Genomic DNA, 20,026 nt, shown 5'->3' on the forward strand with positions numbered 1-20,026 from the left:
CGCCAAAGGGCATGCGCACAGTCTGCCCGTCAGCGCAAACCTTCGCGTTCGGCGCTCACCGCATCAACGAGATGATCCGAGGCAGCAACCACCTCTTTTCCGATGCGATGAGCGACCGTTCGAGATTAGTTACTCGGAGGCTGTTTCGTGTCCAGCGCCTGCTTACGCACATAGTGCTGTAGCGCATTCAAGTCCTCGTCGGAGAGGTTCTCGAACCTCGGCATTCCGTTTCCGGCGAGAGTGCCATCATGGACGACCTTTTTGAGTTGCTCCATATCGAGGAACGTTTCGGAGGCGCGAAGGTCCGGCGCATAGCCTCCCGAGACAGCGCCGGCGCTGTGGCACCAGACACAAGACGCTTTGTAGACATGCTGTCCGCGGTCGGCGAGCTTCTCGTCCGGCGTGAACCCGGCGGGCGTCAATGCCTCCACGAACGCGGGCTTGCCGACGTCCGGCATGGGTTTGCTCTCATCCAGCGCGAAGGTCAGGAGCTGGCGAACTTGAGCCCCATATGCCCAACCATACTGGGCCATGACGCTGCCACCGCCTATCGAGTACCCCACGCCGCCGGCTCCTACGAGGAGCGAGACGTACTGCGTACCATCGACGGAGTAGGTAATTGGAGGGGCACTGATGCCGTGCCCGACGTTGATCGACCAGAGTTTGTTCCCGTCGCGCGCGTCGTAGGCCGCGAACGTTCCATCCACCATGCCCTGGAACACGAGGTTGCCGGCCGTCGTCAGCGTGCCTGCATGCCAGAAGTTCGGTTGCTGTACTTCCCACGCCTTCTTCTGATTTACGGGGTCCCAAGCGAGCAGCGAGCTCGTTCCCGCATCCTTCGGGATGTCGCCCCCGAGACCAATATCAGCAGCAACGTCCAGATCGTAATAGGGCTTCTTCCAATCCTTGAGGTTGACCGCTGTATCATCCCAGTTGCTCGGAAGCTCTATTTTCGGAATGTACGCGAGCCCCGTGTTCGGATTGTAGGACATCGCGTGCCAGGAATGGGCACCGAAGGCGCTCGGGTAAATAAGGAATGGCTCGGTTTCGTAGCGGGCCCCCTTGGCTTCGATGGGACGGCCCGTCTTCATGTCGATCCCGGTGGCCCAGGTGATTTTCGCAATCGGCTCCGCCGACAGAAGCTTTCCGTCCTTGCGGTCGATGACATAGAAGAAGCCGTTCTTCGGGGCGTGCATGAGCACCTTTCTTTTGTCTTCGCCTTCCTTCAGCGCCAGGTCCGCGAGGACGATGTCCATGGTCGAGTTATAGTCCCAGGTCTCCCCGGGAACCGTCTGATAGTGCCACTTGTATTTTCCTGTCGTCGCATCAAGGGCGACGATCGAGCAAAGGAAGAGGTTGTCGCCTCCTCCCGGGCTGCGGGCTTTCCGGTTCCATGGAGATCCGTTGCCGGTGCCGATCAGAATCTGATCGTACTCGGGATCATAGGTGAAGCCGTTCCAAGTTTGGCCGCCGCCGCCGATCTTCCACCACTCTCCTGTCCAGGTCTTCGCGGCCATCTCCTGAGCTTCGTCCTCGAAGCCGTCGGCGGGGTTGCCGGGGACGATATAGAACCTCCATGCCTGCTCGCCTGTCTCGACGTGAAAGGCGGTCACGAAGCCGCGTCCACCTCCCTGCTCGGAGCCGCCATTGCCGACGAGGACCAGATCACGAAACACGGTGGGATGGCCGGTGATGTGAAGTGGCAGCTTCGGATCGAATGTCTGTGTGCTCCAGATCGGCGTACCGGTCTTCGCGTCAAGCGCGATGAGACGGCCGTCAACGGTCGCGATGATCACCTTGCCCTTGTAGTAGGCAAGGCCGCGACTCGAGTCCCACATCGTGCGGGCACGGTCGGGGCCGGCATGCTTCATCGCCTCGGGATCGTATTCCCAGATCAGCTTGCCTGTTTTTGCCTCCACCGCTCGTGTCCTGCTGAAGCTTCCGGTGAAATACAGGATGCCATCGACGACCAACGGCGTACCCACCAGCGAGCGGTCGCGAGGCAAGGGCAGGGACCACGCCAGCCCGAGCTTGCCGACAGAGTCGACATTGATCTGGTCCAGAGGACTGAACCTGTGTTGGTTGAAGGTGCGTCCATAGCCCAGCCAGTTGTCTGCCTGCTTGGGATCCGCCAGCGCGGCGTCATCGACGATCGTCTCTGCGGAAGCATCATTCAAGGATGCGGAAATAGCGCCGGCAACAGCCAGTGCCATTGCCGCTTTGGCAATATGTTTCAATCGATTGATCGGCATCCTCGTCGTCTCCTCAAATACCCGGTCTTTTTTCGTTGTTTCCGTTGCGCAGATTGTGCGAGTGAGGTGCTCAGCCAAATTGTCACCTCGATCGAGATCAGCTCGATGCGGCGCGGCAAGCTCCTTCATTGAGCCTATGCACCCTCGCGTCTTGCCGCATGCCTGTGCGCGTCGCATCGGTTGTCCACGAGTGCATCGAGCGGGGGGTGCTGGCGGAATGCAGTAGCGAGACGTTCTGCAGCAGGAGCGAGCCACAGAGAGCTGGTAAGGAGCGAGATCCGAACGCCAACACGGTGCCGCGCACAACGAGGGGAGTCCTAGTTGGACGCCGAGGTGTGATCCGGGGTGCTTGGGCTACGAGGCAGACGCGCTAGGCCCTGCGGGCCATGAGCGTTGTTGTTGCATAGAGCGACATTCTCAGAGCGCAGTCATCCATACCAGGCGTGCACGAAACTGTTGCCGAGCTGTTTCAGCCCAATGGGCATAGCCTTCAGTGCACTCATGTACAGGCTGTACAGGCGGCTGCAGTTGCACAAGTCTGGTCCTCGCTGTTTGTTGCAAGGCGCAGGCGTAAGGCAGTCCATCTCGTGCAGAACCTCAGAGCGACACGCGCGGAACCTCCTGTGGGAGCGAGCCCATTCGCGATCTTCCTGATCTTCCTTTGCGGCTATACGCTTTCGCAGTTTTACCGATCGTTCCTTGCCGTGCTCGCACCCGAACTCGCAAATGAGTTCGCGTTGTCGTCCGCAGATCTCGGCAACATGTCTTCAGCCTGGTTCACCGCTTTCGCGGTGATGCAGCTACCGATCGGACTGGCATTCGATCGACTGGGGCCGCGTCGGTGCGTCTCCGTCCTCATGCTCGTCGGCGCCTTGGGTGCTGCCGTTTTCGCCCTAGCCCAGTCTGGACGCGATCTCATCCTGGCCATGGCATTGATCGGGATCGGATGCGCTCCCATCTATGTGGCGGCGCTTTTCATGTTCGGCCGGGCCTATCCGCCACAACACTTCGCCCTCCTTTCGTCTTGGATGATCGGAATCGGATCCGCCGGAAACCTTCTCGGTGCGACGCCCTTGGCGCTTGCGGCGCAGGCGTTCGGCTGGCGGTCGGTGTTTTTCGGGCTCGCGCTTGCAACTCTCCTCGTCGCCGCGCTCGTGGCGAAGTGCATCACAGATCCGCCGCCCGCGTCCGGCGCTCCATCCAAAGCTTCCGGGTGGCTCGCCGAGCTCAAGGAGCTTCTCGTGCTACGGGATCTCTGGTTCTTCGTTCCCATGCTGATCGTGAGCTACGGGATCGTGGCGGCAGAACGAGGCGTCTGGATGGGGCCGTTCCTTGCAGACGTCTACGGGCTCGATCAGATCGCGCGCGGGAATGCGGCACTTCTCATGGGGGCGGCGATGTGCGTCGGCGCCATGGCGTACGGTCCACTCGATCAGTGGTTCGGCGCACGCAAGCCGATCGTTGTTGCGGGAACATTCATGACGGCCGCTTGCTTCCTGGCGCTCTGGCACTGGCCGGCGAGGACGCTGGCGACAACGATCGTCCTACTCACGTTGATCGGGCTGATCGGCCTCACCTGGGGCGTGCTCATGGCCCATGCCCGATCCTTCTTTCCCGAGCACCTGCTTGGACGGGGAATCACGCTCGCCAACTTCCTCTGCATGGCAGGCGCCGGAGCGATCCAGGCATTCTCCGGCGCGCGCGTTGACGCTCTGAAAGCTGCCACCGACGCGGAGACGGCCTACGCGTCGCTGCATGTCACATTCGGGCTGGTACTGCTGGCCTCCGGCGCGCTCTACCTCTTGTCCTCCGAAACATCGCGAACGTCACGAGATGACGGCACGTAACGACCGTGCTAGCGCGGCTGACGATCATTCTTGCTCGCGGGAGCTCTTTTTGCCTCCACAGCCGCCAGAGTTGCCGCGACGGCAAGCGCACAAGGGACCGGCGGCTTCCTGGCCACGTCCAATTTGACGTTGGATTCGCGCTCGGAGTCAGCTCTAGCTGTCGGACCGGCCGCGCGTGGTGGAAAACTGGTGGATGCTTGCGGAATGACGGCTGCTTGCGGCGCCACGATTGACGGCGACGACAACGGGCGCGCCTGTTGAGGCGGAATGCCTGTCGCCCGAGGCAGCTTCTGAGCCAGCGGTGCTTCCGGCGCAGTCCCGACCTCCGGAGGAGCGATCTCGTTTACACCCGAGACACGCGGTCCGCGCCGCTGCGTGATGAAAGCCCAAACGCAAAGGGCGACCGCACCGCCGATCAGAGCGAGCAGGATTGAAGGGGACCACATTGTGAACCTCCCGTTCGCGTCCTTGTTCCAGTATGTGACTCTGGCATCAGGGCGCTGACGCTTCGTCCATGCGGTGACGCACCTGATCACCGTTGTAGACATCCTCGAACCGGTCCATGAAGCGATGGATCGCGCCATAGGCCCGGCGACGGCCCACGATCCCTTCGACGCTCAGCCTGTGGCAGAGACAGTGGCCGACCAGTGCGGCCTGGGTCCGATTGCTGCACTCGAGAGCGACAAGAATCGAAGTGATGTGACTCTTGACCGTGGTCTCGGCCAGGCCAAGCACTCCCGCAATCTGCTTGTTGGGATAGCCGAAAGTCAGAAGCGACAGAATCCGCCTTTCTTGATCGCCCAACGATCTGACACGTTCGAGCAATTGGCTGTTCATCATTTACCGCTTGAGTCCAGCTATGCAGGAGACGTCGGAAAAGGACCCGCGGGCAGCACGCCCGCGGGTTCTTGCGCGAGATCAGCGGCCGGCCACCACTCTGTCCCTCAACACTCCGCCAGGCTTTTTCATTCCCATCTTCTTGCGGAACTCGTCCGGGGAAATAATGTCCCGTCCGAGCAGCCGCGAGATCTGGCTGAACTGGTACCAAGTGTCGATGTTCTTGGCGACCTTCTCGTCCTTATGCGGATACCTCCAGACGGTGTCCTCCATGCCGATGCGGATGTTGAGGCCGAGAAGCAGGGCCAGCGTCGCGAGGTAGCTCGAAGCCCTTCCCGATGCGCAAACTACGATCTCGGAGTTTTCGTCGATCTCCTTGATGCGGTTCGTGTAGTGCATGAGCACTTCGACCATCGCCTTCGGGTTCTGCATGGGCGATCCGCCAGGCAGCGTGGGCAAAATGATCCAGTAGTACGGCGGCTCGATCGCGCCTGTCTTGATCAGATAGCGATCGGCATTGTCGATGTCGCCGTCGCTATAGACCGCGATCTGAGGCTTGACGTTCAGCTCCTGGCAGATGCGCGCCTTCTCGATCATGACGTGCGGGGGTTTCGCAAACAGCGTATCTCCGCAGAACGCCGCGACTGTGTTGATTGGCGTCTGATCGAATAATCCGTCCTGCATGCATTCGATCATCTTGGCCCACTCGCCGGTCTGGAACGGAACCATGCATCCGCAGACAAGCCGGTCCGGGTAGGCTTTGCGGATCGGATCGACCACGTAGTGGAACAGCTTCGGATCGAGCACGTTGTGGCCGTCTTCGCCGCGGACATGAACGTGGATGTTAGGCGCGCCAGCCTCCGCGCACGCCAGCGCCTGATCGCGGATCTCGTCGGGGCTGGTCGGATGGTTCGGATTGCCGCGCTTGCTGTAGAACGCGCCCGTGATCGTCTGCGTGATCAGCACCTTGTCGGGAATTTTCCACTTGGGTTGCACCTCGAAGCCCGTTCCGTAAGCGGTATGGACTGGGTCGATGATCTCCGGAAGGCCGTAAGGTATCCAGACGCACTGGAAGTCCTGCTTCAGGCCAAGTGGGTTCGGATCCTTCTTCCACGCCTCGACGTATTCCCAGTTGACGTTGTCCTTCTTTATCCGTTCCTGCATAGCGAGTCCTCCAGGGCTTTGTTATTTCGCAAGCCATTCGTGCGGGGCGATCCCCTGGGGTGAGTTTAACAAAGCAGATGCGACCGCCGTTGTCTGACTGCGCACCATTCGTTGTGCCAGCGCGTACAGCGGCGGATGTTGCATTGTCAGCTATGATTTTGTTCGCTCGTGAGCGCATCGTGAAGGTGATGAGCCTCACCTGGTGATGAGGCGCGGCGCGTCGATACCGAGCGATGTCGGATGCGGCCTACACGCGGGTAGAACTATTCATCCCTTGGAAGCCAGAGACGACGCGAAGATCCAGCACGTCAGCTATCGTGCTGTAAGACAAACGATTGCTCGCGCTATTGCTGGCGAGCAGAGCGCCGCTCAGGCAACCGAGAAAGAGAGTCTCGGCAAGGCACTCTCCATGCCGCCGCGAACTGATTGCCAAATAGGCAGTTGCACATCCGCTTTGACTATCAGGCGTGCAGCAACGCGGCTGAAACACTCGGCGGCACGGCGATTGTACTTTGGCGCCAACGAAAACAGCCATCCTGGCTCTTTGCGTTGCTTAAGAGCGCTCTAGGCTGGTCTCCAATCGTGTTGCGCCCGGCGACACTTCGATGGGCGCAACTCGGCGCAATCCAGCCTTAGGAGATGCCGATGTCTGCCCATACCAGCGAGATGAAAATTGTGCGGGGTGCCTGTCCCCAGGATTGCCCGGACACATGCGCCTTCCTCTATCACGTCGAGGATGGAAAGCTTGTCGAGGTCACGGGTGACCCAAACCATCCCATGACGCGCGGCGGTCTCTGCGTCAAACTCAAGAATTTCGCCGAACATCACTACCATCCCGACCGTCTGCTTTATCCGCTACAGCGGGTTGGCCCCAAGGGCTCGGGACAGTTCGAGCGTATAAGCTGGGACAGAGCTCTCGAGCGCATCAGATCCGAGTGGACCAAGATCATCGATCGATACGGCCCCCAGGCGATCATGCCTCACGCCTACCTCGGCCATCAAGGAACGATCAATGGTCTGACGTCGGGCGACGCATTCTTCAATCGCCTCGGCTCGACTGTGGCCGAGAAAACGTACTGCGAATCCGGATCGTCAACGGCTTGGCTCATGACGGTGGGACCGACCGGCGGCCTCGATGTCGAAAGCCTCGCATACTCGAAGTACATCATCGTGTGGGGCATGAACATGGTGAACACCAATCTTCATGCCTGGCCGTTCATCCTTGAAGCGCGCAGCAAGGGCGCCAAGGTCGTTGTTATCGATCCGATCCGGACCAGAACGGCCAAACAAGCCGATTGGCACATCCCGATACGACCGGGCACGGACGGCGCTCTTGCTCTCGGCATGATGTACGTCATGATGTGCGAGGACGACCTCGTCGATCACGACTACATCGAGAAATACACACTCGGGTTCGAGGATCTGAAGGCGCGAGCAGCGGAGTTTCCGCCCGAGCGCGTCGAGGCCATCACCGGAATCGCAGCAGAGGACATCCGTAAGCTCGCACGGGAGTACGCGACGACGCAGCCTTCTGCCATACGCCAAGGCGTTGCCGTTGAGCGCAGCCCGGGTGGCGGCGATGCCATCCGTCTCATCACCATGCTTCCGGCACTAACGGGAGCCTGGCGTCATGTGGGCGGCGGCACCATCGAAATGCCGATCTGGGAGTTCCCCTTCAACTTCGATTTCATGTGCCGCCCGGACTGGATCCGACCAGGAACACGCGTCGTCAACGAACTGGAACTGGGTGCCGCGCTGACTGGCGAACTGAAGCTCGATCCACCGATCAAATCGCTGTTCGTCTACAACTCAAACCCAGTTTCGCAGGCTCCGAACGCTTCCAAGATCGTTGAAGGTCTGAAGCGCGAGGATCTGTTCATGGTGACAAGCGAGCTGTTCATCACGGATACCGCGAAGTATTCGGACATCATCCTGCCGGCAGCGATGCAGGCCGAGGTCTACGACTTGATGGTCACGTGGGGGCATCTCTACGCCTCGCTCAATCAACCCGCAATCCCGCCGCCGGGAGAGTGCGTCTCCAACGCGGAGCTGTTCCGGCGTCTGGCAAAAGTGATGGGGTTCAATGATCCCCATTTCTCCCTGAGCGACGAGGAAATGGTGGTCCGGAGCTATAACTGGGATGCGCCGGCGTTCGAAGGCATCACCATCGAGAAGCTCGAGGAGCGCGGTTGGATGCGCCTCAATGTCGGGACGCCTTCGGAGCGCGTGCCTCACGCCCAAGGCGGATTTAAAACGCCATCCGGCAAGTGCGAGTTCAAGTCGAGCCTGGCCGAGAAGGGCAACTTCGTCGCCGAGGTCTGGCGTTCCGGCTACGCGGAAATGCAGCCCGGCGGCTACGTCGATCCCGTGCCGAACTTCATTCCGCCCGGCGAGTCTCCCGTAGACAATCCGGCTCACGCCCTCCGTTATCCGTTGAACCTCATCTCGCCCAAGCCGCACGCGTTCCTGAATACGCAGTACGGGAACGAGCCCATGCAGCAGAAGCGGCAGGGAGAGCAGCTGATCCTGATAAACCCCAAGGACGCAAGTGCGCGTGGCATCAATCCCGGAAGCTACGTCAAGGTCTACAACGAGCGTGGCGCGTTTGAGGCCAAGGCGCAGTTCAGCGACGATGTCATGGCCGGGATGCTGATGACCAACGTCGGACATTGGCCGGGTCACAACCGCACGGGAAGCGCCGTCAATTCTACGACCGCGCCGCGCCACTGCAATCTCGGGAACGCGGGTGTCTATTCGGACAACCTCGTCGAGATCAGCGCCGTCTAAACAACACATAGGAGCGCCCGCACGAGAACGTGCGGGCGCTCCCTTATCCATCCCCGCTGGGCGAATACGTCAGAAAGAGAAACCTATGCCCCATGTGGTAACTGAAAACTGCAAGGATTGCCGTTTTACAGACTGCGTCTCTCACTGCCCTGTCGAATGTTTTCACGCCGATGCGGCACGGCTGTACATCAACCCAGATGTTTGCATTGACTGCAGTGCCTGTGTGGATGCGTGCCCCGTTCACGCCATCTACGAGGTGATCGATCTCCCCGAAGAAATGTCGACCTGGATCGCCATCAACGCCGAGCGATCACTCGTGCTACCCGTCATCCGCGCGCGCCAACAGCCGCTCTCCACGGCCGCCACCCGGCGCGCCGCGCTCGGCTTCTAGAGCCGAGGGCAGCTACGATGGACGGTACGGTTGGCAGCTTCCAAGTCGCGATCGTCGGCAGCGGTCCCAGCGGCTTCTACGCGGCAGAAGCGCTACTGCGCAGCACGCTGCCGGTGCACATCGACATGTTCGAGCGCCTGCCAACGCCATTCGGTCTCGTCCGCAGCGGCGTTGCCCCCGATCATCAGAAACTCAAGCAACCCATTCAGGTCTTCGAACGTATCGCGCGCGCGCCGGAGTTCAGTTTCCTGGGCAATATTACCGTCGGGGCCGACATCACGATCGACGCATTGAAGGCTGCCTATCACGCTGTCATCTTTGCCTGCGGCGCTCAGAACGATCGTCGCATCGGCATCCCGGGCGAGGATCTCAAGGGCAGCCATACGGCGACCGAATTTGTCGGCTGGTACAACGGCCACCCGGACTATAGGGATCGCATCTTCGATTTGAAGCAGGACGTCGTTGCGATCGTCGGACAAGGAAATGTCGCGGCCGACGTCTGCCGCATCCTGACGCGTCCCGTTGATGAACTCGCAATAAGCGACATCGCCGAGCACGCGCTTGATGCGCTGGCCGAGAGCGAGATTCGCGAGGTCCATATCATTGGTCGCCGCGGTCCCGCACAAGCGAAGTTCACGACCAAGGAGTTGCGGGAGCTCACTCAGCTTACCGGCACTATCGCCACGATCGATGCCGCAGAACTGGAGCTCTCCGAGATCTGCCGGGTGGAGCTCGCCAGTCCTTCGAACGTGACGGCTCAGAAGAATATGGGACTTTTCAAGTCGCTCACCGGCAATGTGCCACAGCGGGGTGCGCGCCGAATTCATTTCCGCTTCCTTGCCAGCCCGAGCGCCTTACTTGGCCGCGACCGGGTCGAGCAGCTCTCGCTTGTCCGCAACCGGTTGACCGGTGAGGCGTTCGCACAGATCGCAACGCCAACCCAGCAGTTCGAGAATATTGCGTGCGGATTGGTGTTCCGTAGCATCGGCTACAAAGGTGTCCCGATCCCCGGCATGCCGTTCGACGCCAGCAGAGGCTTGCTGCCCAATGTCAATGGACGTGTAACGCAAGGAGACACCGTCCTTCCGGGTTTCTATGTGACCGGTTGGTTGAAGCGGGGACCGAGCGGGATCATCGGCACGAACCGTGCCGACAGCATCGAAACAGTGGACGCGGTGCTGTCTGATCTGATGGCGGAAGAGCCGAGGGCTGCGCCGGGTCTCCGGGCTCTACTTCCTATGATCGAGCGCCGTTGTCCTCGGGTCGTGCACCTTTCCGACTGGTTCGATATCGATACCGCAGAGGTGGAAAGGGGCCGCATCAAAGGCAAGCCGCGCGAGAAGTTCACCCGCATCAGCGAAATGCTGGCAGTGCTGTCATGATCCACGTAAACGCCGAGGATAATCGCTTGCAGTGCGACGTGCCCAGCGGCAGGCCAACACCCGATATCACGCGAATAGTCTCCTAAAAAATGAGCGGTGTGCCCAATTGCCAACCACAGCAGCCACCGCCATCGGCAAGCACCAATTCAAATCGGCAGACCTCTAAGCGATTGAAATCAGGAGGGCTGCGGGGATCGTGCACGGCGCTTTCGCGTGGCCTGGAACTTGCTCGCTCGAACGTTAGGCGGTCGAGTGCCTTGTCCGGCCAGCCGCAAACCAAAGACAAGGTCCAAGTGTGTCCAATACAGGAGGCATGCATTGGAACTGAACTTGAATTTTGACAAGAGCGCTCCCGAGACGCTGCAGGAGCAGGCGTTCGAGCAGATCCGAAACCACATCCTGAGCGGGCGGCTTCGCCCCGGCATGATACTGCCCCCCACACGGCAGCTTGCAGAGCAGCTCAATATCTCGCGCAACACCATATCCCTCGTCTACGAGCGGCTCGCTGCCGAAGGCTATGTCGAGTCCCGTGGCCGGGCCGGCACGTTCGTCAGCCGCGCGCTGCCCGACGAGTCGCTCAATACCGATCCAAACGGCCCAAGCTCGATCGAGGCGTTGAAACTCGATCTGCCGTCCCCGATCCTTTGCTTTTCGGTGCATCCTCCGGGCCTCAACAGGCCCGACGTCGCGAACCCGCTGATTGATTTCTGGGTGGGGCGCTCTGACCCGGAGACCTTCCCTCTTGATACCTGGCGCCGGCTACTGCTGCGCAAGCTCTCGGTGGCGGGATCAAATCTCACCGAATACGGAGATCCGGCCGGTCTTTCCGAGTTGCGCCTCGCGATTGCGAGCCATCTTGGTCGCACGCGCGGCATGCTTGTCTCTGCGGATCAGGTGATCGTCACCAGTGGCTCGCAGGACGGCCTCAACCTCATTTGCCGGCTGCTCAACACGCAACATCATCCGTTCTTTATCGAGAGCCCTTGCTATCAGGGCGCCGCATTCCTGTTCCGCGGCCTCGGCGCAACCTTGTATCCGATCCCCGTCGATCAAAATGGTCTTGTCGTCGACAAGCTGCCGGAGGATCGCGGAGGTGTCGTTTTCGTTACGCCATCCCATCAGTATCCAACAGGCGCCACGCTGTCGCTTGAGCGACGACTGCAGATCCTGAAGTGGGCCAACGACACGAACAGTGTCATCATAGAAGATGATTACGATAGCTACTTTTGCTACGATGGCCGCCCCATTACCGCGCTCGCCGGCCTCGACAATGGGCAGAGGGTTTTCTATCTCGGCACGTTCTCGAAATCGCTGGGTGCCGGTCTCAGGATCGGATTCACCGTGGTGCCGAAGGAACTGGCTGAAACCGCCCGCATCATAAAATCGCAGATGAACCATGGGCAATCCTGGCTCGATCAAGCCGTGCTGGCCGAGTTCATCGAGAGCGGGCTTTACGATCGCCACCTCCGGCGCGCGCGAAAGCTCTACAAGAGCCGCAGGGATTGCCTGAAATCCAGCCTGACAAAGCATTTCGGCAGTGCAGACATCACCGGCGATGAGGGCGGACTGCATGTGGCCTGGCGCTTGCCGCATGGGTCGCCGGACGCCGCAGTTGTCCAACAGCGTGCACGCCTGAGGGGGGTTGGAGTCTATACGTTCGGAAGCGGCGCGGCCTACGACTTCGATGGCAGCTCCAGTCGTGATTTCCTCGTTCTTGGTTATAGCTCCGTCAAGGAGAAAGACATTGAGGTCGCCGTCGGCCGGCTCTCCGACTTGTTGGAGGATATGAAGCGAGAGTTCACACCCTATGTCGTATTCTCTCGACAGCAATCTGCATAGCGCGATGGGCTCTGACCCGTCACGCGGAGAATTGACTGAGAACGTCCATCAACCAAGGCACCGCAACGTGCTGCGGTAGATCATCCGAGGAGGCGTCGTGCAGACCCCGTTCTCCAACCATCTGCGCATTGCATGCCAGCATTTGCGTCATCAGAATCTTTGAACCGTTGGCGAACGTCTCGCCGAATGTCCGATCACCGAGCCCGAATATCGCGAAGCGGATGCGACTCAGGTCGGGTTTGCGCTCTTCCAGAGTTTCAAAAAACGACTGAGCGCTATCCGGAAGCTCACCGCTCCCGAAGGTCGCGCTTACCAAGACGTAGAATGTTTCCGGGTCAAGGGCCGTTGGATCGACCTCGTCCATGCTTGATACCTTGCAGTCGAAACGATCGCCCACCTTGTCCTTCAGTTTGTCACACAGGTATTCGGCGGTGCCGCTTTGGGTGCCGTAGAGAAAGTGAATTTGCATAAGCTTTTTCGGCTCGTTTATGGAGGTTCAGGAGAGCGAGTGAGGATGCCGCGCGCCCATCGACATGCGATGGATGATCGATGCTCAGTTCAGTTGGGTTGGAGGTTGTTGCGGCGTGCTTGAAGCAACTTCCTGCAGGCCGTCGTGACGAATGCACAGCGCGCCGATCGCACGTGCAGCAGTGTTCAGCCGGGACGGGTTGCTGTTCGTCGCGACTTGGCGAACGGCAGATGCCAGATGCGTGTCGCCGTGTTGCATGCAACGTCCAGCACGTATCAGTGCCATCAAGTCCTGTTCGTCCTCCGAGATGTGGGCGCAGTCCGTCGACATGGAGCCAAAGCCACACGCGCGCTCGGCGCGAAGGGCGCGAAGCAAAGATACGCAGCCCGATACGACCATGGGGCCATCGATCGCACCAAGGCGTTCCTCTGCGGTATCAAATGCGCGGATCCAGCAAACCAACTGGTTGTGTTCGAGCCCTGCACAGAGCGTTCTCAAGACGTGCAGGATCAGGAGTTCGATCGGCTTGAGGTCCCATGCAGACAATAGAGGCAAGTCGGGATGCTGACACTCAGTCAAAGCTCTTATCCTTCTTCGCCGGCCCGAGATCTCGACCAAACCGGCAGGATGAAGACGCAGTAACTAATATACTATACCGTAATTTTCAACAATATGTTCGGGAGTGGTTCGACCTCCCGGTCAGTTCCCTCGCGAGCTCCAGCGCTGCAAGCGGTTGATGTCGCCGACCGGATTATCGAGAGCTCCGGACAAATCATCCCAGACTGGCGGCGCAGTATATGGTTGGGGTAAAATGCTCGGCAATTCAGTTGGAAAGGCCTTGGAGCGCATGTCGGACCGACTTGGCACATCGAGGAATGGCCAGTTCTTCGCGCGCAATCTCGACTGGAACCTCGTCAAACTGTTCCTTGGCATCGTGCGCTCGGGCGGCATCGGGACCGCGGCGCGCGCGCTCAACAAGCAGCAGCCGACCGTCAGCGCGGGATTGAAGCGCCTCGAGGAGCACGTCGGCGCGACGCTGTTCGTTCGAACCGCGCGGGGCGTGGCGCTTACGCCAGCCGGCAGGACCTTCCTGACCGCGGCAAAGGAGATCGAGGTTCTCATTTCCGGAATGCCCGGCGAAGCCGCGCGCGCCTCCGGGCGCCTGCAAGGCATTGTGACCGTGCGCGTGATCTCGGATCTCGTCTCGCCGGAGTTCGATCAGGCGATGGTGACCTTCCATCAGCTCAACCCCGAGGTCGAGATCCGTCTCGACATTGCGCCGTGGCGGGAGGTTGTGATGTCGGTCAAGGATGGCTCGGCCGATATTGGCATCGCCTGCGACGGCGCCACCAGCACCGATCTGTTTCACCGTCCGCTGATGCGCGAGTGGCAGCAGCTCTATTGCGGTCGGGCGCACGCGGCTTTTGGCAAGGGCATTCACGATCCAGCCGACCTTACCGACGAGGTCTTCATCCTGACCGGAGAGGATGAGCCGGCGGAGCTGGCGAGCTTCCGTCAGCGCTATGGCCTCGGCCAACATGTGGGCGGCTCGGCGGAAACCTTGCACGAGGTCAAGCGGCTCATTCAGATCGGTATCGGCGTCGGTTTCCTGCCGACGGTCGTTGCTGCCGACGCGGTGGATGCCAAGGAGCTGTGGCCGATGCTGCGTGCCGATATTCTGCCGACCTACCACGTCTACCTGATTACGCGCGGCAAGGAGCTGAGCCCGCCCTCCCGAGCCTTGCTCGACGTGATCGAGGCGCATCTGCAGCCTGAGGAGGTTGCCGAGCACGCCACGTCATAGATTCAATCTATGACCGCCATCGATCGATAACTGCTACTTGCACACACTGATCCAGGTCATCGTGACCTGGATCGGAGGAGCCGCGGTGGTGGAAATCAGCGATACATTCGGTCTGTGGACGCGTTCGCTGATCGTCTGGCCGGACGGACGCCGGGATACGACGACGTTTGCCGGCTGGCTGCAGGGACCGACGCTGTTCGCCGATCTCCGCCAGCCGGTCGATCCCCCTTCGTTCGATGGCGTCGCGTGCCTCAACGATCTCGGGCCGGTCCATTTCCACTGGCTCGCGCGCCAGGAGGGCTTTGCGGGCCGTTTCGTTCGCGCCGGCGACGCTTTCGAATGGCAGCGGATCATCGATTTTCAGTGCACGAGCGCCAACAGCGACGCCGGATATCTCGTTTTTGAGGACGACGTTCTGGTCGAGCAGGGACGCGACATCCCTTACATCGAGCACTGGCATCGCGCAGCCCGCGAGGTTTCACCACTGTTTGCGGCCCGCTTGCAGGATCCTGGCGGCCGCCAAGGGGTCATCGTCCGCGCCGGCGCCATCTTCATGTATGTCCGTGACCGCGCCAAGCCGCTCGCCTTCAATGGCTCGCTCCCGGACATGGTTCTCAACAGCACCGCAGGCGAGGCGCGGGCGCTTCTCGATTGCGAGATTTCGCTCGGTCATGTCAGCGGTGACCACTGGACCATCGAGCGTTCGAGCTTGCCTTACCGGGTCGGGACGAACCTTTCGGCGTCGTTCGCCGCTGACCACACGAGCGTCGCCGTCTCGGATCTCGCCGACGACGGTACGGCATTCACGCGCCGCTGGGCGATCGTCGACCTCGATGTCGGCGCGCCGAACAAGACCATCCAGGGATCGGAAGTCGACGAGGCGGGATCACCCCTAGTTTTTTCAGAGACCGGGAGAGCCTCATGATCGCACCTGTCGTCCGGCACCTTGTAGCCTGCGCTTGCGGGCTAGTTCTCGTCACATCAGCATCGCTGGCGCCGGCCCACGCCGAGAAGACCTTCAAGATCGCATGGTCGGTCTACACCGGATACATGCCATGGCCCTACGCCGAGCATGCCGGCATTATCGACAAGTGGGCGAAGAAGTACGGCATCAAGATCGAGGTCACGCAGGTCAACGACTATATCGAAGCGATCAACCAATACACGGGGGGCAAGTTTGACGGCGTGACGTCGACCATCATGGATGGCCTGACGCTGCCGGCCGTGGGCGGTGTCGATACGACCGTTCTCATCGCCTGCAACTACTCGGATGGAAACGACGGCATCGTGCTCAAAGGGAAAGGCAAGACGATTGCCGATCTCAAAGGCAAGAAGCTCAACCTCGTGCAGTACTCGATCTCCCACTACATGCTGGCGCTTGCGTTCAAGAAGCACGGTGTCGACGTCGGCGACGTCAAGCTTCAGAACATCTCGGACGCGGATTTCATTGCTGCCTTCCAAACACCGGATGTCGACGCGGTGGTGGCGTGGAACCCGGCCTATGTCGAGCTGAAGAAGCTGCCCGATATCAGCGTGGTCTTCGATTCCAAGGAGATTCCCGGAGACCTCGTCGATGGCTTCCTTGTCAACACCAAGACGTTGAATGAGAACCCCGAGCTTGGGAAAGCATTGACCGGCGCGTGGTTCGAGGCAATCGAGGTCATCAAAGGCAGCGACGAGAAGTCAGCGGCGGCGCGCAAGTACATGGCCGAGATGTCCGGCACAACCGTTGAAAGCCTGAACTCCCAGCTTGAAACAACATCGTTCTACGAACCCGCCGCAGCAGCCGCTTTTTCTCGGTCTCCCGAGTTGGTGACGGCGATGGACGAGATCCGGACCTTCACTTTCGACAGCGGGCTCATGGGCGCCTCAGCCAAGACCAAGGACGCGATCGGCATCGCGCTTCCAGGAAGCACCCTCGGTGATGCGTCGAACGTCAAGCTCAGGATCGACGACACGTTCACGCAAATGGCTGCCGACAACAAGCTCTAGGCAACGGGCGCTTCCTATCCGCGTCACGATCTTCATGAGGACCACGATGAGCAATCCAGCACACTTTTCCAGCGTTCCGCTGGTCGACATCACCAAGCTGCGCACCGGCACACGCGCCGAGCAGCAGGCGGTAGCCGAGGAGCTCGGCAAGGCCGCGCGCAACGTCGGCTTCGTCTATGTGACCGGTGGCGGCGTCGACGAGGTGCTTTTCGAGGGTGTGCTTGATGCGACCAAGCGGTTCTTCGCCCTGCCCTTCGACGAGAAAATGAAGGTCTACATCGGCAATTCCAAGAACCACCGAGGCTACGTGCCGGAGGGCGAGGAGGTATTTGCCTCGGGCAGCAAGGACAAGAAAGAGGCCTACGACCTCTCGATAGATTTGCCCGCCGACGATCCGGACTATGTCGCCGGCAACCCGCTGCTCGGGCCGAACCAATGGCCGGATATGCCCGGCTTTGCGGTCGCCGTGGATGCCTACTACAAGGCCGTATTCGACTTGGGCCGCGTGCTGTTGCGCGGGTTCGCCATGGCAATCGGCGAAGAGCCGACGTTCTTCGATCGTTACGTCACCAAGCCCCCGAGCCAGCTCCGGCTGATCCACTATCCGTTCGATTCGAGCGCAGAGGACCGCCCCGGCATCGGCGCGCACACAGACTACGCGTGCTTCACGCTGCTGCGCTCGACGTGCCCCGGGCTCGAGGTCATGAACGGCGCCGGCGAGTGGATCGACGCGCCGCCGGTGCCCGGCGCCTTCGTCGTCAACATCGGCGACATGATGGAGATCTGGACCAACGGCGAGTTCGTCGCCACATCGCATCGCGTGCGCAAGGTCTCAAAGGAGCGCTACTCGTTCCCGCTGTTCTTCGCCGCCGACTATGACACCGTCGTTGCGCCGCTCCCGCGGTTTACCAAGGGAGAAAGGCCGGTTCGCAAGTCGCTCAAGGCCGGGGAGCATCTGTTCGCCCAGACCATGCAAAGCTTCACGTATCTGAAGGAGCGCCGCGCCCGTGGCGAAATCGTACTGCCGGAGGGATCGGCCCCGCTCTCGTCTTTCGGCCAGGAAGCGCAGCAGAAATATTGATCAGGCGCGATCATCATCGGAGGCGCCCCGGGATCGGAGGCCCCAGATTGAAGGCTCGGCGGCCATATACGCTCTGAGCTTGACCTCGTCCTGACGCGTTATCGGCCCGCTGGCGAATACCCGCAACATGAAGAGCTTTCCGACGACCAGGACGAATTTCAGAGCCACTTGTCCGAGCAATCGCATGGCCACCTCGTGATGGAGGAAACCAAAAGCTATGCAATTCTTGTACCTGCGAGGAGGAAGCGCGTAAGGCAGGAATCTTGTTCGTCCGCGCGAAGAGCTTCCGTGACGCAGGATTTCGACCTGACGGACGCTCTTGGCCTTCGTGGGGCCAGGGACCGGTATCCGACCCCCACTTACGACCTAGTGCGTGGCGACCCCGGCAACACGGAGATGATTCCGATGGGTCAGAGACGGTTGAAGCAGCGCTCGGCGCTCAGCAACGTTTGCGGGAACTGTGATTCCGCTTCATGATGCTTCAAAAGCGGAAGCGCACGCTACCTGTCGCATCGTGCTGTGTCGTGGTCTCACTAAATGCGCCTGAGTACGTTACGCCGACCTCCGCCCCTGAGATATCCATGAGCTGGATCCCTGCGTCGATTTTAGCTACGGCGGCGTCGAACGGTTCGGTGATGCGGATATCCGAAAGACCGTTTGGAGAGGCCCTGAACTGAGTCTTAGTCTCCCACTCGTCGCTGCGGTTGAGTGCAACGCCAGCTCGAACGAAGCTACGTGCGAAGCCACTTTCGGAAAACTGCATTTCCGTCGAGAGCTCAAGGCCCGGTGTCACCGTAACCAGGCGCTCCGTCACTTTCGGGAATGCCAGGTTGGCGAGGCCGACGCCCGTCTCCTCATAGCGATCGATGCGCGCAAAGTAGGCATCGATATCTACGTAAGGTGTCATCTGGAAAATCGGCTTTCCGAAAGCGTACGATAGGTGCAAGCGCGGATTAATAGCCCACAGCTCTGAACCGCCGACCGCGATACCATTGATGCCGTCAAATGCGATCGTCTTGTCGGTGAAGATGGCGTGCTCGTCGATTATGAAATCTTGGTCCTGGGTGTCCTGGATTCCCTCGTACTCCGAGTAGGTCTGCTCGAAGCCGTCGATCTTGACCACACGCCGCGTCGTGAAGTCGTTCCTCGTGCCACCGACAGAGAGGCTCATGCCGAACGGGCCGCTGCGATACGTCATCGTCACGTTCGCCTGGTTCACCTCGGTATCCGTGTTCGAGATATGCAGTCCGTTGTACGCCTTGTCCGACGATCCGTTACCGGTCTCGAATCCGAGGCCGATGCCGAAAGCGTCCGACACCGGTGCATGGAGGCCGACCGTGAAGGCACGATACTCGTCGTCCGTTTCGGGAGCGCCGAGCACATCGTCTCGCTCGTAGGCGCTGTAACGTCCAGCGGCCCAGATGCACCCACGGCGGCTGTAGAAACCTGCCGCGGTCGGCAGTTCAGGGCATTCGTCCGTTGCGTCTAGGAATGAGGTGAGCCGGCGCTTGGCGAACTCGAACACGTGCGGTGCCGCGCTCGGCGTCAGCGTGACGATGGCGAGACCCAGGGCCTCCTCGTCTGGCTGGAAACGCAAGAGATTGATCAGGCGATTGAACGGATCATCGATCGCAATTGCGTTCTCGATATCCGTTAAGCCTGCCCCCATGCGGAACACGTTCGGATCTGTGACGCCCGAGCCCGCGAGCAAGTCCTCAAAGGCCGGCTTTTCGGCGAACAGAACAAGATCGGTTAAGCTGTCGACGCGAGTCATGAAATTGAAGCCGACCGCAGGTGGATTGGTGAACGGCTCGAAGTTATCGTCGGTCATTCCGCCAGCGGCGGTCATGATCGTATATTCGGTGAATGCTTGATCTATGCTGTGAAACAGAAGCCGCCCGCTACCACCAACCACCGCCGTACCCGTAACGTTCATCAGGTCTGTGGTCTGTGTGTTGAGATCGATATCCAGAGGCAGGCTGCCGAAGCTAGTTTGCACGAAGTTGCCCCAGAGCGCCGTCGTCTTGAGCTTGCCGAGACCGCCAATTTCGAAAGCCCCGTCGTTTGTCAGAAGATTTGGTGCCGGCGGCGGCGCGTTGGTGTCTAAGAGGCGGATGTCATCATCTGTGATCATCAGGCCCGCGAGTTCATTGTGAATCGTGTTCGTGCCGGAGCCGAGGC

Annotated in this window: 15 protein-coding genes; 9 read left to right on the forward strand and 6 right to left on the reverse strand. The window is 60.2% G+C overall.

Features of this window, described 5'->3' with window-relative positions:
• Positions 1 to 125: 125 nt before the first annotated feature.
• Entirely contained in the window at positions 126 to 2,381 is a 2,256-nt protein-coding gene (locus IT540_RS09745) for a PQQ-dependent dehydrogenase, methanol/ethanol family (protein WP_291176474.1), read from the reverse strand.
• Positions 2,382 to 2,875: 494 nt separating this feature from the next.
• Here IT540_RS09745 and IT540_RS09750 point away from each other — a divergent pair, with 494 nt between their 5' ends.
• The gene (locus IT540_RS09750; protein WP_291176477.1) at positions 2,876 to 4,099 is read left to right on the forward strand and encodes an MFS transporter; all 1,224 of its coding nucleotides are present in this window, start codon (positions 2,876 to 2,878) and stop codon (positions 4,097 to 4,099) included.
• Between the two features lie 492 nt (positions 4,100 to 4,591).
• Here the strand turns inward: IT540_RS09750 and IT540_RS09755 are convergent, their stop codons facing one another.
• Positions 4,592 to 4,939 carry a helix-turn-helix transcriptional regulator gene (locus tag IT540_RS09755; RefSeq protein ID WP_291176480.1) on the reverse strand — a complete coding sequence of 116 codons (348 nt, stop codon included), beginning with the start codon at positions 4,937 to 4,939 and terminating at the stop codon, positions 4,592 to 4,594.
• A gap of 78 nt (positions 4,940 to 5,017) precedes the next feature.
• Entirely contained in the window at positions 5,018 to 6,100 is a 1,083-nt protein-coding gene (locus IT540_RS09760) for a 3-keto-5-aminohexanoate cleavage protein (protein WP_291176484.1), read from the reverse strand.
• Positions 6,101 to 6,745: 645 nt separating this feature from the next.
• Between IT540_RS09760 and IT540_RS09765 the strand changes: the two genes are divergently transcribed.
• The 4 genes from IT540_RS09765 to IT540_RS09780 all read left to right on the forward strand — a co-directional run bounded on the left by IT540_RS09765 (position 6,746) and on the right by IT540_RS09780 (position 12,499).
• On the forward strand, positions 6,746 to 8,887 hold the full coding sequence (locus tag IT540_RS09765; RefSeq protein ID WP_291176486.1) for a molybdopterin-dependent oxidoreductase: 2,142 nt from the start codon (positions 6,746 to 6,748) through the stop codon (positions 8,885 to 8,887).
• Between the two features lie 85 nt (positions 8,888 to 8,972).
• Positions 8,973 to 9,278, forward strand: a complete 306-nt coding sequence (locus IT540_RS09770) for a ferredoxin family protein (protein WP_291176489.1) — start codon at positions 8,973 to 8,975, stop codon at positions 9,276 to 9,278.
• A 17-nt stretch (positions 9,279 to 9,295) separates the two neighbouring features.
• Positions 9,296 to 10,660, forward strand: a complete 1,365-nt coding sequence (locus IT540_RS09775) for an FAD-dependent oxidoreductase (protein WP_291176491.1) — start codon at positions 9,296 to 9,298, stop codon at positions 10,658 to 10,660.
• Positions 10,661 to 10,978: 318 nt separating this feature from the next.
• The gene (locus IT540_RS09780; protein WP_291176492.1) at positions 10,979 to 12,499 is read left to right on the forward strand and encodes a PLP-dependent aminotransferase family protein; all 1,521 of its coding nucleotides are present in this window, start codon (positions 10,979 to 10,981) and stop codon (positions 12,497 to 12,499) included.
• Positions 12,500 to 12,518: 19 nt separating this feature from the next.
• On the opposite strand, the gene IT540_RS09785 is transcribed toward IT540_RS09780, so the two are convergent.
• Both IT540_RS09785 and IT540_RS09790 read right to left on the reverse strand, forming a co-directional pair.
• Positions 12,519 to 12,968, reverse strand: coding sequence for a flavodoxin domain-containing protein (locus tag IT540_RS09785; protein ID WP_291176495.1), 450 nt, complete (start codon positions 12,966 to 12,968; stop codon positions 12,519 to 12,521).
• A gap of 84 nt (positions 12,969 to 13,052) precedes the next feature.
• Positions 13,053 to 13,547 carry a hypothetical protein gene (locus tag IT540_RS09790; RefSeq protein ID WP_291176499.1) on the reverse strand — a complete coding sequence of 165 codons (495 nt, stop codon included), beginning with the start codon at positions 13,545 to 13,547 and terminating at the stop codon, positions 13,053 to 13,055.
• Positions 13,548 to 13,815: 268 nt separating this feature from the next.
• Here IT540_RS09790 and IT540_RS09795 point away from each other — a divergent pair, with 268 nt between their 5' ends.
• From IT540_RS09795 to IT540_RS09810, 4 genes are read left to right on the forward strand one after another with little or no spacing between them, the layout of a single operon-like run.
• Complete coding sequence (locus tag IT540_RS09795; protein ID WP_291176503.1) at positions 13,816 to 14,772, forward strand: LysR family transcriptional regulator; 957 nt, start codon at positions 13,816 to 13,818, stop codon at positions 14,770 to 14,772.
• A 37-nt stretch (positions 14,773 to 14,809) separates the two neighbouring features.
• A complete protein-coding gene (locus IT540_RS09800) occupies positions 14,810 to 15,697 on the forward strand; it encodes a hypothetical protein (RefSeq protein WP_291176508.1) in 888 nt (295 codons plus the stop codon).
• Entirely contained in the window at positions 15,694 to 16,764 is a 1,071-nt protein-coding gene (locus IT540_RS09805) for a putative urea ABC transporter substrate-binding protein (protein WP_291176511.1), read from the forward strand. The genes IT540_RS09800 and IT540_RS09805 overlap by 4 nt, the downstream gene beginning before the upstream one ends.
• A 46-nt stretch (positions 16,765 to 16,810) precedes the next feature.
• Positions 16,811 to 17,845, forward strand: coding sequence for a 2-oxoglutarate and iron-dependent oxygenase domain-containing protein (locus tag IT540_RS09810; RefSeq protein ID WP_291176516.1), 1,035 nt, complete (start codon positions 16,811 to 16,813; stop codon positions 17,843 to 17,845).
• Between the two features lie 481 nt (positions 17,846 to 18,326).
• Here the strand turns inward: IT540_RS09810 and IT540_RS09815 are convergent.
• On the reverse strand, positions 18,327 to 20,026 hold a 1,700-nt coding region (locus IT540_RS09815; protein WP_291176520.1), incomplete at its 5' end, for an autotransporter outer membrane beta-barrel domain-containing protein.

Source organism: Hyphomicrobium sp. (assembly GCF_020852195.1).
Classification (GTDB): Bacteria; Pseudomonadota; Alphaproteobacteria; order Rhizobiales; family Hyphomicrobiaceae; genus Hyphomicrobium_C.

What these genes read in the sequence shown, in the direction of transcription:
- IT540_RS09745 (WP_291176474.1), bottom strand. Translation starts at nt 2,381, where the DNA reads ATGAAGGAGCTTGCCGCGCCGCATCGAGCTGATCTCGATCGAGGTGAC.
- IT540_RS09755 (WP_291176480.1), bottom strand. Translation starts at nt 4,939, where the DNA reads ATGATGAACAGCCAATTGCTCGAACGTGTCAGATCGTTGGGCGATCAA.
- IT540_RS09760 (WP_291176484.1), bottom strand. Translation starts at nt 6,100, where the DNA reads ATGCAGGAACGGATAAAGAAGGACAACGTCAACTGGGAATACGTCGAG.
- IT540_RS09765 (WP_291176486.1), top strand. Translation starts at nt 6,746, where the DNA reads ATGTCTGCCCATACCAGCGAGATGAAAATTGTGCGGGGTGCCTGTCCC.
- IT540_RS09770 (WP_291176489.1), top strand. Translation starts at nt 8,973, where the DNA reads ATGCCCCATGTGGTAACTGAAAACTGCAAGGATTGCCGTTTTACAGAC.
- IT540_RS09775 (WP_291176491.1), top strand. Translation starts at nt 9,296, where the DNA reads ATGGACGGTACGGTTGGCAGCTTCCAAGTCGCGATCGTCGGCAGCGGT.
- IT540_RS09785 (WP_291176495.1), bottom strand. Translation starts at nt 12,968, where the DNA reads ATGCAAATTCACTTTCTCTACGGCACCCAAAGCGGCACCGCCGAATAC.
- IT540_RS09795 (WP_291176503.1), top strand. Translation starts at nt 13,816, where the DNA reads ATGTCGGACCGACTTGGCACATCGAGGAATGGCCAGTTCTTCGCGCGC.
- IT540_RS09805 (WP_291176511.1), top strand. Translation starts at nt 15,694, where the DNA reads ATGATCGCACCTGTCGTCCGGCACCTTGTAGCCTGCGCTTGCGGGCTA.
- IT540_RS09810 (WP_291176516.1), top strand. Translation starts at nt 16,811, where the DNA reads ATGAGCAATCCAGCACACTTTTCCAGCGTTCCGCTGGTCGACATCACC.